The organism is Pseudomonas sp. 8 R 14, from assembly GCF_900005955.1.
Taxonomy (GTDB): domain Bacteria; phylum Pseudomonadota; class Gammaproteobacteria; order Pseudomonadales; family Pseudomonadaceae; genus Aquipseudomonas; species Aquipseudomonas marginalis.
In genome coordinates this window covers 536019-550595 of record NZ_CVTH01000058.1, presented here as the reverse complement: position 1 = coordinate 550595, position 14577 = coordinate 536019, and the positions used below count along the sequence as shown (strand labels likewise).

12 protein-coding genes are annotated in these 14577 nt (G+C 61.7%); 11 read left to right on the top strand and 1 reads right to left on the bottom strand.

The annotated features are described in order from the left end of the window. Window positions 1–373 precede the first annotated feature (373 nt). The 7 genes from BFQ01_RS14875 to BFQ01_RS14845 all read left to right on the top strand — a co-directional run bounded on the left by BFQ01_RS14875 (window position 374) and on the right by BFQ01_RS14845 (window position 6371). Window positions 374–955 (top strand): alpha/beta hydrolase, encoded by a 582-nt coding sequence (locus BFQ01_RS14875; protein ID WP_016975008.1) that lies wholly within the window; start codon window positions 374–376, stop codon window positions 953–955. 49 nt (window positions 956–1004) lie between these two features. Beyond that, window positions 1005–1925 (top strand): sigma 54-interacting transcriptional regulator, encoded by a 921-nt coding sequence (locus BFQ01_RS14870; protein ID WP_065925842.1) that lies wholly within the window; start codon window positions 1005–1007, stop codon window positions 1923–1925. A gap of 149 nt (window positions 1926–2074) precedes the next feature. Beyond that, window positions 2075–2857 carry a MetQ/NlpA family ABC transporter substrate-binding protein gene (locus tag BFQ01_RS14865; protein WP_027607851.1) on the top strand — a complete coding sequence of 261 codons (783 nt, stop codon included), beginning with the start codon at window positions 2075–2077 and terminating at the stop codon, window positions 2855–2857. Between the two features lie 587 nt (window positions 2858–3444). Continuing rightward, a complete protein-coding gene (locus tag BFQ01_RS14860) occupies window positions 3445–4110 on the top strand; it encodes an amino acid ABC transporter permease (RefSeq protein WP_065925841.1) in 666 nt (221 codons plus the stop codon). Further along, window positions 4091–4750 (top strand): amino acid ABC transporter permease, encoded by a 660-nt coding sequence (locus BFQ01_RS14855; RefSeq protein WP_027607849.1) that lies wholly within the window; start codon window positions 4091–4093, stop codon window positions 4748–4750. The genes BFQ01_RS14860 and BFQ01_RS14855 overlap by 20 nt, the downstream gene beginning before the upstream one ends. After that, window positions 4747–5523: an amino acid ABC transporter ATP-binding protein gene (locus BFQ01_RS14850; RefSeq protein WP_065925840.1), complete on the top strand. Its 777-nt coding sequence runs from the start codon at window positions 4747–4749 to the stop codon at window positions 5521–5523. Before BFQ01_RS14855 ends, BFQ01_RS14850 begins: the two co-directional genes overlap by 4 nt. Continuing rightward, window positions 5520–6371, top strand: a complete 852-nt coding sequence (locus BFQ01_RS14845) for a transporter substrate-binding domain-containing protein (RefSeq protein ID WP_065925839.1) — start codon at window positions 5520–5522, stop codon at window positions 6369–6371. Before BFQ01_RS14850 ends, BFQ01_RS14845 begins: the two co-directional genes overlap by 4 nt. Before the next feature lie 57 nt (window positions 6372–6428). Here the strand turns inward: BFQ01_RS14845 and BFQ01_RS14840 are convergent, their stop codons facing one another. Further along, window positions 6429–6785, bottom strand: coding sequence for a hypothetical protein (locus BFQ01_RS14840; protein ID WP_065925838.1), 357 nt, complete (start codon window positions 6783–6785; stop codon window positions 6429–6431). Window positions 6786–7024: 239 nt separating this feature from the next. Between BFQ01_RS14840 and BFQ01_RS14835 the strand changes: the two genes are divergently transcribed. The 4 genes from BFQ01_RS14835 to BFQ01_RS14820 all read left to right on the top strand — a co-directional run bounded on the left by BFQ01_RS14835 (window position 7025) and on the right by BFQ01_RS14820 (window position 14563). After that, window positions 7025–8107, top strand: coding sequence for an efflux RND transporter periplasmic adaptor subunit (locus BFQ01_RS14835; RefSeq protein WP_065925837.1), 1083 nt, complete (start codon window positions 7025–7027; stop codon window positions 8105–8107). After that, window positions 8104–9174, top strand: coding sequence for an efflux RND transporter periplasmic adaptor subunit (locus BFQ01_RS14830; RefSeq protein ID WP_065925836.1), 1071 nt, complete (start codon window positions 8104–8106; stop codon window positions 9172–9174). The genes BFQ01_RS14835 and BFQ01_RS14830 overlap by 4 nt, the downstream gene beginning before the upstream one ends. Continuing rightward, the gene (locus BFQ01_RS14825) at window positions 9171–12227 is read left to right on the top strand and encodes an efflux RND transporter permease subunit (protein WP_065925835.1); all 3057 of its coding nucleotides are present in this window, start codon (window positions 9171–9173) and stop codon (window positions 12225–12227) included. The genes BFQ01_RS14830 and BFQ01_RS14825 overlap by 4 nt, the downstream gene beginning before the upstream one ends. Window positions 12228–12388: 161 nt before the next feature. Continuing rightward, complete coding sequence (locus BFQ01_RS14820; RefSeq protein WP_065925834.1) at window positions 12389–14563, top strand: glycoside hydrolase; 2175 nt, start codon at window positions 12389–12391, stop codon at window positions 14561–14563. The last annotated feature ends 14 nt before the right edge of the window (window positions 14564–14577 follow it).

Below are 14577 nucleotides of genomic sequence, written 5' to 3'. Positions count from 1 at the left end.
GTTTTTTAGATGTGTTTGCTCGCACGAACATCATCAATCAAATCGGCGTTCTTGTTTCTGTGTTTCCCGGGATTCCGTGATGAACCTTTTTTTTTGCCTGGAATTCAAGCCACACCGCCAAATCCCAATGTGGAATGTGGAATGTGGAATGTGGAATGTGGAATGTGGGAGGGGGCTTGCTCCCGATGGCGGAGTGTCAGTTGGCCTATTTGTCAGCTGACCCACCGCCATCGGGAGCAAGCCCCCTCCCACATTTGAACCTCATGCAGGTTTGAGTTTTTGGTTATTAATAAATAGCTTCTTATTCCTTAACGAATATAACCCTCGTCCCTATACTGTCCTACAACGTTAAACGCTGCAGGAGGGCACACCCATGCACAGCGAGTCGATTCGTTATCTGATCGTGCCGGGCTGGCAAGGATCGCCAGAAGATCATTGGCAAAGTCACTGGCAGAACAGCCTGCCCAACAGCGCACGGGTGGAGCAGGCCGATTGGCTGACGCCGCGCCGCGAGGACTGGGTGGCTGCGCTGGCCGAGGCGATTGCCGCCGACAGCACCCCGGTAATTCTGATCGCCCATAGCCTGGGCTGCATCACCGTGGCCCATTGGGCTGCCACCGCACCCGTGCAGTTCCTGCGGCAGGTGCGCGGGGCCTTGCTGGTGGCTCCGGCGGATGTTGAACGGCCAGCCTGCTCGCCGGCCTTGCGCAACTTTGCGCCGATCCCGACCGACCTGCTGCCGTTTCCCAGCCAGGTGGTCAGTTCCGATAACGACAGCGCCGTCAGCGCCCCCCGGGCCCTGGAGCTGGCGCGTAATTGGGGCGCCGAAGCCGGCATCCTGTCGGGGGCCGGACATATCAATGTGAAGTCCGGTCACCAGCGCTGGGAGCAGGGGTTCGCCTACCTGTATCGCCTGCAAAGCCGCCTCGAGCATCACGCCCGGCGCACAGCCTGATATTTTTTCAACGCCCCGTCCCTGAGTGGATTTGGGGCGGGAGCCTGCCATGAGTCTGCATGAAACCTTCGGTCAGCCGCTGCTGACCTTCCCCGACGCCGAAAAAAGCCCGCTGAGCATCCGCGCCAAGGCGCTGGTGTTTGTCGACCCACGCTCGCGCAAGCTGCGCGAAGACCTGGAAAACCTGGCCCCGCGCGCCTTGCCTGTATTGATTCGAGGCGAGACCGGCAGCGGTAAAGAATTGCTGGCGCGGCATATTCACCGGGGCAGCGACCGCTCCGGTTTGTTTGTATCGGTCAATTGCGGCGCCATCAGCCCAACCTACGCCGACGCCGAACTGTTCGGCTACGCCGCAGGCGCCCACAGTGGCGCGGCCAGCAGCCGGGCCGGGTGGTTTGGCTCGGCGAATGGCGGCACTTTGTATCTGGATGAGATCGGCGACTTGCCGCTGCCGATCCAGGTGAAACTGCTGGCGGCCCTGGAAAACCATGAAGTCACCCGCGTGGGCGCTCACCAGCCGAGCCCGGTGGACGTGCGCCTGGTGGCCGCCACCAGCATCGACCTGGCCCAGGCCGTGGCCGCCGGCAAGTTTCATGAGCGGCTGTTCCATTACCTGAGCGAAGGCCAGCTGGATCTGCCGGCATTGCGTGAGCGGGTGGGCGATATCCTGTCGTTGGCCGAGTACTTCCTCGGTATCTACAGCCAGCGCCTGGACCTGCCGGTGCCGTTGATCAGCGACGCCGCCCAGCGCGTACTGGAACACCACAGCTGGCCGGGTAATACCCGCGAGCTGGAGAACGTCATCCACTTCGCCTTGCTGGTGAGCAGCGGCGACGAAATTCTGCCCGAACACCTGAACCTGCCGGTGGCGGGGTCGCCCTTGGAGCAAGTGCAGCGCATCTTCGCCAATGCCAGCCTGGCTGAGCGGGAAACCTTGCGCAGCTTTTTACAGGAACAAGCCGCTACATGAGTAAAATGGAATATCAACGTGAATAAAAGATATTGTTCGGGAATAAAAAATCTAGGTATTGTCCATTCCACGCCGCGATAGCACTTCGCTGGCACACCACATAAAAAACGGTCGTCAGAGACGCCCCGGAATTTCGATAAGGACACTGCATGAAAAAGGTTCTGTTGTTTACCGCATTGGCGGCTGCCCTGACTGCAAGCTTCGCCCAGGCCAACGAGAAACTGGTGGTGGCCGCCACCCCGATCCCGCACGCCGAGATCCTTGAACTGGTCAAGCCAACCCTCGCCAAAGAAGGCGTGGATCTGGAAATCAAAGTCTTCACCGACTACGTACAGCCAAACGTACAGGTTGCCGAGAAGCGCCTGGACGCCAACTACTTCCAGACCCTGCCGTACCTGGAAAACTTCAACAAGGGCAAGGGCACCAACCTGGTCACCGTGGTTGGCGTGCACGTTGAACCCTTCGGCGGTTACTCGAAAAAGATCAAGAATATTTCCGAGCTCAAGGATGGCGCCACCGTGGCCATCCCGAACGAAGGCTCCAACAGCGGCCGCGCCCTGTTGCTGCTGCAGAAAGCCGGTGTGATCACCCTGAAAGACCCGACCAACGCCCTGGCCACGCCGAAAGACATTGCCAGCAACCCGAAGAACCTGAAGTTCAAGGAGCTGGAATCGGCCCTGCTGCCACGGGTGCTGGACCAGGTTGACCTGGACTTGATCAACACCAACTACGCCCTGGAAGCTGGCTTGAACCCGGCCAAGGACGCGCTGATCATCGAAGATGCCAAGTCGCCGTACGTGAACTTCCTGGTGGCGCGCCCGGACAACAAGGACAGCGACGCTATCCAGAAACTGTCCAAGGCCCTGACCAGCCCGGAAGTCAAAGCCTTCATCGAGAAGAAGTACAACGGCGCAGTCGTGCCCGCGTTCTGATGTAAGCCAAAACCCCCTTCAAGGTTTCAACGCCGGCGGCTACTACAGCGTCGGCGTTTTTTATGCCTGGAATTTGGAATGCAATAAAAATGTGGGAAGGGGCTTGCCAGTCAGAAGGCTTTTTGTAGGAGCGAGCTTGCTCGCGAAAAACTCACAGGCGCCGCGTTCATTCAGGAAGCACGCGTTATCGTTGACGTTTTTCGCGAGCAAGCTCGCTCCTACAGGAGGCGATGTACGCTTAACTGACTGGCATTAGGGCAAACCCCCTCCCACATTGGATCTACGGTGTTTTAGAGATCCCGGCTATTGATCGCCCTGCGCAACGCCACCAACCATTTCACCAGCTCCTGCGGATCAATCGGTTTCGCTTTGTTCATTGTTCATTCCCTCGAAACACAGACCCCCCAACCATAGCCGTCACCTGGAAAACCCGCGAATCCGTCGGTTATCTTTTTGGGTGATATCAATATGCTATTTCGGTATTTAAATTTTACTTTTTATACCTTTAAAGTTCGCGCTACCCGGCGTTACCCACGCCGGATCGGACGACGCTCGCCGCATTACCCCTGCGGTGTCATGGACTCACAATGACCTTCGATTTCGCTTTTATCCTCAGCACCCTGCCGGCGTTTCTGAAAGCCGTGGGCGTCACGCTGCAAGTGGGCCTGATCGCCATTGCCACCTCGTTGCTGGTGGCGCTGATCAACGCCGCACTGCTGGTGTTTCGCACGCCGTACCTGTCGCGCCTGGTGGCGCTCTATGTGGAACTGGCGCGCAATACACCGCTGCTGATCCAGCTGTTCTTCGTTTACTTCGCCTTGCCGGCGATGGGTTTGAATATCTCCGGGTTCTGGGCGGCGATCATCACCATGACGTTCCTCGGCGGTGCCTACCTCACCGAAGTACTGCGCGCCGGTGTGGAAGCGGTGCCGCTGGCGCAGATCGAGTCGGGCAAATCCATCGGCCTGTCGGACTGGCAACTGCTGCGCCATGTGATCCTGCCCCAGGCCGGCATCCTCAGCCTGCCGGCGTTGTTCGCCAACTTCATCTTCCTGCTCAAGGAGACCACCGTGGTCTCTGCCGTGGCGGTGCCGGAGATTCTCTACACCACCAAGAGCTACATCGCCCTCTACTACAAAACCTACGAAATGCTCGCCGTGCTGACGCTGATTTGCGTGCTGCTGTTCTTGCCGCTGTCGTTGCTGCTCAGCCGCCTGGAAAGGAGGCTCCAGCATGGCCAGTTCGGGTCTTGAGTTGTTGTGGGTGTCGTTGCCGCAACTGGGCAAGGGCGCTGCGCAGACCCTGTCGATTTCGTTGTTGAGCATCGCCTTCAGTACGGTCGGCGGCGTGTTGTATGGCGTGCTGCGCACCTTGAACAACAGGCTGGTCAACGCGGTGCTGCGGGTTTACCTGGAGCTGTTCCGGGCGATTCCGGTGCTGGTGTGGTTGTACCTGCTGTTCTTTGGCCTGCCGATCTTCTTTGGCCTGAGCATCCCCAGCTTCTGGTGCGCGGTGCTGGTGTTGTCGCTGTGGGGCGCCAGCGAAGTGGGCGAAGTGGTACGCGGCGCGTTGCATTCGCTGCCCCGCGGCCAGCGCGAAGCCGGCCTGTCGATTGGCTTGTCCGACCCGCAGTTGTACGGCTACGTGTTGCTGCCCCAGGCCCTCAAGCGCATGACGCCGCCGACCATCAACGTCTACACGCGCATCATCAAGACCAGTTCCCTGGCGGTGCTGATCGGTGTGGTGGACGTGATCAAGGTCGGCCAGCAAATCATCGAGCGCACCTATGAGTCGGTGTTGATCTACGGCGCGCTGTTCCTGTTTTTCTTCTTTATCTGCTACCCGTTGTCGGCCGCCTCCAAGGTGCTGGAACGGCGCTGGGCCCAAGCATGAGCGCATTGATCGAGTTCCAGGGTTTCAACAAATTCTTCGGCGACCAGCAGGTGCTCAAGGGCATCGACCTGAGTGTGCAAAGCGGCGAAGTGGTGGTGATCCTCGGCCCCAGCGGCTGCGGCAAAAGCACCTTGCTGCGCTGCCTCAACGGCCTGGAAGTGGCCCATAGCGGCAGCCTGCGGTTTGCCGGCAAGGAGTTGTTGGATAAAACCACCGACTGGCGCCAGGTGCGCCAGGACGTAGGCATGGTGTTCCAGAGCTACCACCTGTTCCCGCACATGAGTGTGCTCGACAACATCCTGCTCGGCCCGCTGAAAGTGCAAAAGCGCGAGCCGCGCGAAGCCCGCGAGCAGGCCGAGAAACTGCTGGCGCGCGTCGGCCTGGCGGACAAGCGCGACGCCTTCCCGCGCCAGCTCTCCGGCGGCCAGCAGCAACGCATCGCCATCGTCCGCTCGCTGTGCATGAACCCTCAGGTCATGCTGTTTGACGAAGTCACCGCCGCCCTCGACCCGGAGATGGTCAAGGAAGTGCTGGAGGTGATCCAGGGCCTGGCCCGCGATGGCATGACCCTGCTGATCGTCACCCACGAAATGGCCTTCGCCCGCGCCGTCGCCGACCGCGTGGTGTTTATGGAGGCCGGTCGCATCCTCGAACACAACACCCCCGAAGAATTCTTTACGAACCCGCAAACCGCACGCGCGCAGCAGTTCCTGGAGAAATTCTCCTTTGTCTCAACACTGCCCAAGAAAACCCAGGAACTGGAGCTGCTATGAAAAAGTTACTGCTGCCACTGTTGGCTGTCGCCCTACTGGCCGGCTGCGATAAAAAGGCCGAAGAGCCTGCTAAACCTGCTGCCGCCGTGAGCTACCTCGACAAGATCAAGGCGCGGGACAAGCTGATCGTCGGCGTATTCACCGACAAGCCACCGTTTGGCTTTGTCAACGAAGCCGGGCGCTACGTCGGCTTCGATACCGACATCGGTCGTCAATTCGCCAAGGACCTGTTGGGCGATGAGAACAAGGTCGAATTCGTCGCCGTCGAGCCGGCCAGCCGTATTCCGTTCCTGCAAAGCGACAAGGTCGACCTGATCCTCGCCAACATGACCGTGACCCCCGAGCGCAAGGAGGCGGTGGACTTCACCAACCCCAACCTGAAAGTCGCGGTGCAGGCGTTGGTGCCCCAGGACAGCGCGGTGAAAAGCCTGGATGACCTGGCCACCCGCACCACCATCGTTACCACCGGCACCACTGCCGATATCTGGCTGACCAAGAACCACCCGGACTGGAAACTGCTGAAGTTCGAGAAAAACTCCGAGTCGCTGCAAGCGCTGTCGGCCGGGCGTGGCGATGCCTATGCGCAAGACAACCTGGTGCTGTTCAGCTGGGCCAAGCAGAACCCGGGCTACCGCGTACTGGAGGAGAAACTCGGTGACGAAGCGCCGATTGCCCCGGCGGTGAAGAAGGGCAATATCGAACTGCGCGACTGGGTGAATGCCGAGTTGGCGAAGCTGGGTGAGGAGAAATTCCTGCTCAAGCTGTATGACCAATATGTGCGCAAGGAGCTGAGCGATGACACCAAGCCTGAGAGTGTGATTGTCGAAGGCGGGAAGTGGCAGGGCTGATTCCTAGCTGATCGTTCCCACCCCGTGGGAACGATCAGCAATAATCCAGGCCCCTGTTCAATGGGTGATGTGGAATTTTTCGGAGTCGCCCATCTCGCCATTTCCCTGGCCGATTCGGATCATGTAGTGGATTTGCCGCTGGCCTATGTTCTTCAGCAATGCATCCCTGGGAATGAATGCCTGAATCTCCCGCGGCGGCTGATTGTTGAACTCTTTGTCCACCACGACTTCGCCATCGATGTAAATCTGCAGGCGATCATTGCTTGTGCCTATGTCGGTAGGCTGAATGACGGCGGTTGCTCCCTCGGGGGGCACATCCCTCAAGGACAGTAACCAGTAGTCTGAGGGGGGAGTCGGTGGTTTGGCCTCATTGATTTGCAGGGACGGAAGTTTTTTTGTCTTTTGGCTGCTCATTGGGTCTACCTCAGTACGGGTAAGTGAGGTGCTTGCACGGCAGCGCGTGGGAATGTCCGCGCAGCAAGACGGGAGCCAATATTTACGAGGGTTGGCGGCGGCCGTCTACTGTTAGAACTCACAGGTCTGGCCGGCCTGCGAAGCCTCGGGGTGCGGGAGCCCCATGCAGATAAGGAACCCTGAACTAAGCTCACAGTCGCATACACACTGGCACATCGCATCGCGCACAAGGAGTCTGCATGGGCGGTCGTATTTCCATCTGTATCGTCGGTCTGGGTTTAGTGGTGTTGCTGAGCGCGTGTGGCCAGGAAAAAGCTGAGCCCAAGGCCCATTCGCGGGTCTTTGTTCAAACCGTACAACCCGCCGATTTCGCCGCGGCCGTCACGCTGACCGGAGATATCCAGGCCCGCGTGCAAACCGATTTGTCCTTCCGCGTCGGCGGCAAGATCATCCAGCGCATGGTGGATGTAGGCGATCGCGTCAAAGCCAGACAGGTGCTGGCCAGGCTCGATCCCAAGGATTTGCAGACCAACGTCGATTCCGCCCAGGCCCAGGTCGTGGCCGAGCAGGCGCGGGTCAAGCAAACCGCCGCTGCGTTTGTGCGCCAGGAAAAGCTCCTGCCCAAGGGCTATACCAGCCGCAGCGAATACGATTCCGCCCAGGCCGCGCTGCGCAGCAGCCAAAGTGCCCTGGCCGCCGCGCAGGCGCAGTTGGCCAACGCCCGTGAACAACTCGGCTATACCGCGCTGATCGCGGATGCGCCGGGGGTGATCACCGCGCGCCAGGCCGAAGTCGGTCAGGTGGTGCAGGCCACCGTGCCGATTTTCAGCCTGGCCAGCGATGGCGAGCGCGACGCGGTGTTCAACGTCTATGAGTCACTGCTGGTTGAGCCGCCGCCGGATGCGCCGATCACCGTCAGCCTGCTGGATAACCCGAGCATCACGGCCGTGGGTAAAGTGCGTGAAGTCACGCCTGCCGTGGCCGCCAATACCGGCACGGTGCAAGTGAAGATCGCCCTGCAATCGTTACCCGAAGGCATGCGGCTTGGTTCGGTGGTCAGCGCCACCGCCAATGGCCCGGCCAAGGCGAGTATCGAGCTGCCGTGGTCGGCGTTGACCAAAGACCTCAGCGAGCCCGCCGTATGGCTGGTGGACGGCGAGGGCAAGGCGCAACTGCACAAGGTCACGGTGGCGCGTTACCTCACAGGCAAAGTGATTGTTGGCGACGGCCTCAAGGGCGGCGAAAAAGTCGTGGTGGCCGGTGGGCAATTGCTGCACCCCGGCATGCTGGTCGAGATCGCCCCGCCAGGAGCCCAGCCATGAAGCGCCTGACGGTTGTACTTGCCGCCAGCCTGTTGCTGATGGCCTGTTCAAAGGAAGAACCGGCGCCCGAGCCCTTGCGCCCGGTGCTGTCCATGGAAGTGAAGTCCGAGGACCAGGAAACCCTCGGCCGTTTCGCCGGCGCCATCCAGGCGCGCTATGAAAGCAATCTGGGCTTCCGCGTCCCCGGTCGCATCGCCCGGCGTGCCGTGGATGTGGGCGCCGAAGTGGACAAGGGCGCCTTGCTCGCGGTGCTCGACCCTACCGACCAACAGAACCAGTTGCGCGCCGCCCAAGGCGATTTGGCGCGGGTGCAGGCGCAGTTCATCAACGCCCAGGCCAATGCCCGCCGCCAGCAGGAGCTGTTCAACCGTGGCGTCGGCGCCCAGGCCCAACTGGACGTGGCCCAGACCGACCTGAAAACCACCCAGGCCTCCCTCGACCAGGCCCAGGCTTCGGTCAACCAGGCCAGGGACCAGCTCAACTACGCCGAGCTGCGCACCGACCACGCCGGCATCGTCACCGCCTGGAATGCCGAGGCCGGCCAGGTGGTCAGCGCCGGTCAGCAAGTGGTGACCCTGGCGCGCCCGGACATCAAGGAGGCGGTGATCGACCTGCCCGCCGGCCTCGCCGAGCGCCTGCCGGCGGATGTGGTATTCCTCGTCGCCGGGCAACTCGACCCCAGCGTCCACACCACCGCCACCGTGCGCGAGATCGAACCCCAGGCCCAAAGCGCCACGCGCACCCGTCGCGCGCGCCTGACCCTGGCCGAAACGCCGCCCGCGTTCCGCCTTGGCACGGCGATCAGCGTGACCTTGAGTTCGGCCATCGCCCCACGCATCGAGTTGCCCCTGAGCGCCTTGCAGGAAGTCGACGGCAAGACCCGCATCTGGATCCTCGATACCCAAAGCCAGACCGTGCAACCGCGCGACATCACGGTGCTGAGTCGTGATGCTGACAGCGCCTTGCTCAACGGCGGCGTCAAACCCGGCGAGCGTATCGTTACCGCCGGCGTGAACAGCCTGAAGCCCGGGCAGAAAGTCAAAATCGACGAGGACAGCCCGCGATGAAAGGCAGCTTCAACTTATCCGACTGGGCCCTCAAGCATCAGTCCTTTGTCTGGTACCTGATGTTCGTCGCGCTGCTGATGGGCGTGTTCTCGTACATGAACCTGGGCCGTGAAGAGGACCCCTCGTTCACCATCAAGACCATGGTCATCCAGACCCGCTGGCCGGGCGCGACCCAGGAAGAAACCCTCAAGCAGGTCACCGACCGCATCGAGAAGAAGCTCGAGGAACTCGACGCCCTCGACTACGTGAAAAGCTACACCCGGCCGGGTGAATCCACGGTGTTCGTGTTCCTCAAGGACACCACCAGCGCCAAGGCCATCCCGGAGATCTGGTACCAGGTCCGCAAGAAGATCGACGACATTCGCGGCACCTTCCCCCAGGGCTTGCAGGGGCCGTCGTTCAACGACGAATTCGGTGATGTGTTCGGCTCGGTGTATGCCTTTACCGGCGACGGCCTGTCGATGCGCCAGTTGCGCGACTACGTGGAGCAGGTGCGCGCCGAGATCCGTTCGGTGCCGGGGCTGGGCAAGGTCGAGATGATCGGCCAGCAGGACGAAGTGATTTACCTGAACTTCTCCACGCGCAAACTGGCGGCCCTGGGCATCGACCAGCGCCAGGTGGTGCAAAGCCTGCAATCGCAGAACGCGGTGACCCCCGCCGGCGTGATCGAGGCCGGGCCGGAGCGCATCTCGGTGCGTACCTCGGGGCAGTTCGCCTCGGAGAAAGACCTGGCCAACGTCAACCTGCGCCTCAATGACCGCTTCTATCGCCTGGCGGATATCGCCGAGATCAGCCGTGGCTACGTCGACCCGGCGCGGCCGATGTTCCGCTTCAACGGCAAGCCGGCGATTGGCCTGGCCATCGCCATGCAGAAGGGCGGCAATATCCAGTCGTTCGGTAAGGCGCTGCACACGCGGATGGACGAGCTGACCGCCGACCTGCCGGTGGGCGTCGGTGTGCATAAGGTCTCCGACCAGGCCGAAGTGGTGGAAGAGGCCGTCGGCGGCTTTACCAGCGCGCTGTTCGAAGCGGTGATTATCGTGCTGGTGGTGAGCTTTATCAGCCTGGGCATGCGCGCCGGGCTGGTGGTGGCGTGCTCGATTCCACTGGTGCTGGCGCTGGTATTCGTGTTCATGGAATACAGCGGCATCACCATGCAGCGTGTGTCGCTGGGGGCGTTGATCATCGCCCTCGGCCTGTTGGTGGACGATGCGATGATCACCGTGGAGATGATGATCACGCGCCTGGAAAAAGGCGAAACCAAGGAGCAGGCGGCGACCTACGCCTACACCTCCACGGCATTTCCGATGCTCACCGGTACGTTGGTGACCGTCGCCGGCTTCGTGCCGATTGGCCTCAATGCCAGTTCGGCAGGCGAGTACACCTTTACCCTGTTCGCGGTGATTGCCGTAGCGATGCTGGTGTCGTGGGTGGTGGCGGTGCTGTTTGCGCCGGTGATCGGCGTGCATATCCTCAGTGCCAAGGTGAAACCCCACGACGCCGAGCCGGGGCGCATCGGCCGCGCGTTCAATGGCGGCATGCTGTGGGCCATGCGCAACCGTTGGTGGGCGATCGGCATCACCGTGGGCCTGTTCGTGGCGTCGGTGTTCTCCATGCAGTTTGTGCAGAACCAGTTCTTCCCGTCGTCGGACCGCCCGGAAATCCTCGTCGACCTCAACCTGCCGCAAAACGCCTCGATCAACGAGACGCGCAAGGCCGTCGACCGCCTCGAAGCGATCATCAAGGACGACCCGGACATTGCACGCTGGAGCACTTATATCGGCCAGGGCGCGATCCGTTTCTACCTGCCCCTCGACCAGCAACTGGAAAACCCCTACTACGCGCAACTGGTGATCGTCAGCAAAGGCCTGGAAGAGCGCGGTGCCCTGATTGCGCGCCTGCAAAAGCGCCTGCGCGACGACTTCGTGGGCATCGGCAGTTTCGTGCAGCCGCTGGAAATGGGCCCGCCGGTGGGGCGTCCGATCCAGTACCGCGTGTCTGGCAAAGACACCGACCAGGTGCGCAAACACGCCATCGAACTGGCGACCCTGCTGGATAAAAACACCCACCTGGGCGAGATCATCTACGACTGGAACGAGCCGGGCAAAGTGCTGCGCATCGACATTGCCCAGGACAAGGCGCGCCAGCTCGGGCTGTCCTCCGAAGACGTGGCGCAACTGATGAACAGCGTGGTCAGTGGTGCTTCGGTAACCCAGGTGCACGACGATATCTACCTGATCAGCGTGGTCGGCCGTGCCGAAGACGCCGAACGTGGCACGCCGGAAACCTTGCAGAACCTGCAGATCGTCACCCCCAACGGCACCTCGATTCCGCTGCTGGCCTTCGCCACTGTGCGGTATGAGCTGGAGCAGCCGCTGGTGTGGCGTCGCGACCGCAAGCCGACCATCACCATCAAGGCCTCGGTGCGCGATGAGATGCAGCCGACCGATCTGGTCAAGCAGCTCAAGCCGGAGATCGACAGGTTCAGCGCCGGCCTGCCGGTGGGCTACAAGGTTGCGACGGGCGGCACCGTGGAAGAAAGCGGCAAGGCCCAGGGCCCGATTGCCAGCGTGGTGCCGTTGATGCTGTTCCTGATGGCGACGTTCCTGATGATCCAGCTGCACAGCGTGCAGAAGATGTTCCTGGTGGCCAGTGTCGCGCCGCTGGGGCTGATCGGCGTGGTGCTGGCGCTGATCCCCACGGGCACGCCCATGGGCTTTGTGGCGATCCTCGGCATCCTGGCGCTGATCGGCATCATCATCCGCAACTCGGTGATCCTGGTGACGCAGATCCACGAATATGAAGTGGCCGGCTACACGCCGTGGGACGCGGTAGTGGAAGCCACCGAGCATCGGCGCCGGCCGATCCTGCTCACGGCGGCTGCGGCGAGCCTGGGCATGATCCCGATTGCCCGCGAAGTGTTCTGGGGGCCGATGGCCTACGCGATGATTGGCGGGATCATCATCGCTACCTTGCTGACGCTGCTGTTTTTGCCGGCGCTGTATGTGGCCTGGTACAAGATCCGCGAACCAAAGCAGGAACAACACGGTTAAAAATGTGGGAGGGAGCAAGTCGAATCGTCGCACCGCCCCTCCCACAATTGATCTCAGCTGGGCATTTGAGACGTGGGAAATTTCCGGAAGTGACGCCTGTTGCCCTGGCCAACCGTTGAGTGCTTTACCCTTCGACCTCCACCTCTCAACGGTCGCCTGCCATGAACCGTCTGCGTCTTACCTCGCTGATCTGCTGCTTGTTCCTGTCGCCCCTGGCCTTTGCCGGCACCGTATTGGAAAACCCGTTGTGGCGAGTCGAACTCGATCCGGCCACCCTCGCCATCCGTGTGACACCCAGTGGCCAGCCGCAGGTGCAGGCCTCCAACGGTGTAGCGGCGCGTGCTGTCAGTCAACTTGCACAAAACGCGCAACAGGCCAGTTGGCAATGGGATGACGGTGCCTATCGCGTGACTGCCAGCCTTGAGCAGCGCGACCTGGTGCTGTCGATCACGGCGCGGGAAGCCGGTGAGCTGCCGATTCTTCTGCAACCGCCGAGCGCCATGGGCCGAGGGTTGATGTGGCCGTTGGCCGAAGGGCATTACGTGCCGGCCGGCAATGCCATGTGGAACGCTTTCCTGGTGGCGCAGGGTGACATCAACACCACCCAGGACCTCAGCCTGCCGCTGTGGGGCGTCGATCACGGCGCCTTCACCCTCAACTGGCTGCTGACCAATCCCTATAACAACCGCCTGCGCTGGCGGGGCCAGGCGTTGTCGCTGGCCCATGAGTTCACCTCGCTCGGGCCTGCCGCCCCCATGACCCTGCTGTTGCACCTGGGCGAAAGCGATCCGCTGGCCGGGGCCAAGCGCTATCGCCGATGGCTGGTCGAGCAGGGGCGCTATGAACCCCTGGCAGACAAGCTGCGGCAAACCCCTGGGGCTGAAAAGCTGCTGGGCGCCAGCCATGTCTACCTGTGGGGCAATGACCTGCTGGCGCCGGAGGATGTGCGTGATTGGCCGTTGTTGCTCCAGCGCTTGCGCGCTCATGAACTCAGAGGCCCGTTGGACAAGGACTCCGCAGCGCTGCTGGCGCAGCCCCGCGCCTTGAATCGCTACGAGCAAAGCGTGCTGTTACGCGGCCTCAATGCCGCGATCAATAGGAAGGCCCGGCAGAGTTGGCAGGTGGACGAGCCCGATATGAGCCGTCTTGCCGCGCGCTACGGCGAGTTGCGTCGCGAATTGGCCGTGGACTTTGCCGGTGCCCTGCGCGATAGCCCCGGCACCTGGGGCAGCCAGGTGGTACAGACGCTGCGCGACGCCGGGCTGCCACGCTTGATGCTGACCCTGGGCGAAGGCTGGGAAGGCGGCCTCTGGCACCCCGAGACCATCCGCGCCGGTGTCGACGCCGGCTACCTGATGGCGCCCTACGACTCCTACCAAACCGCGTTGTCCGCCACCGAAAACCCCGACTGGACCACCGCCCACCTGGGCAGCCAGGCTTACCGCGACTGCGCCATCGTGTTGAAGGACGGCACACCCAAGACCGGCTTCCAGCAGTCCGGCCACTACACCGACCCGCGCTGTGTGCGACCTCTGTTGGAGGCGCGGGTGAAAGCCGTGCAGGCCGTTGCCGGCCTCAACGCCTGGTTTCTCGATGCGTACGCCACCAGCATGCTGTTCGACAGTTACCGCGACAGCGCACCGATGACCCAGGCGCAAAACGCCGAAGGCAATATCGATGCAGCCCGTTGGCTGAACACCACGCTGCAATTGCCGACCGGCTCCGAAGACGGTAACGCCATCACCGCCCAGGGCATCCTGTTCGCCCATGGCATGCAAACCCCGGTGCTGGGCTGGGGGGATCGCGACATGACCCAGGACAAACAGTCGCCCTACTACGTGGGCAACTGGTACCCGCCGGAGCAACCAGCGGTGTTCTTCAAGTCGGTGCCGCTGAACGAGCCGTTTCGCACCCTCTACTTCGACCCGACGCTGCGCCTGCCGCTGTATCAGGCGGTGTTCCATGGCTCGGTTATCACCACCCATCACTGGCTGTTCGACAGCCTCAAGCTGAGCAATGTACGGGCTGAAAATGAGCTGACCCAACTGCTCTACAACGTGCCGCCGCTGTATCACCTGAGTGCTGCGACGCTCAAGGCGCGGCTGCCGCTGATCCAGCGCCAGGATCGATTTTTCCGACCGTTGCATGAGCGCCTGGCCACCCAGGCGATGACCGGGTTTCGCTGGCTGACGGCGGATCGGCAGGTGCAGGAAACCACGTTTGCCGATGGCACGCGGTTGGTGGCGAATTTTTCCACGGGGTCGAGAGAGGGGTTTGCGGCGAGGAGTGTGACAGCGGTGGTGGATGAGAAATCGGTGGTGTATCAGGTGCAGTAGTGGTGTGTATCAGT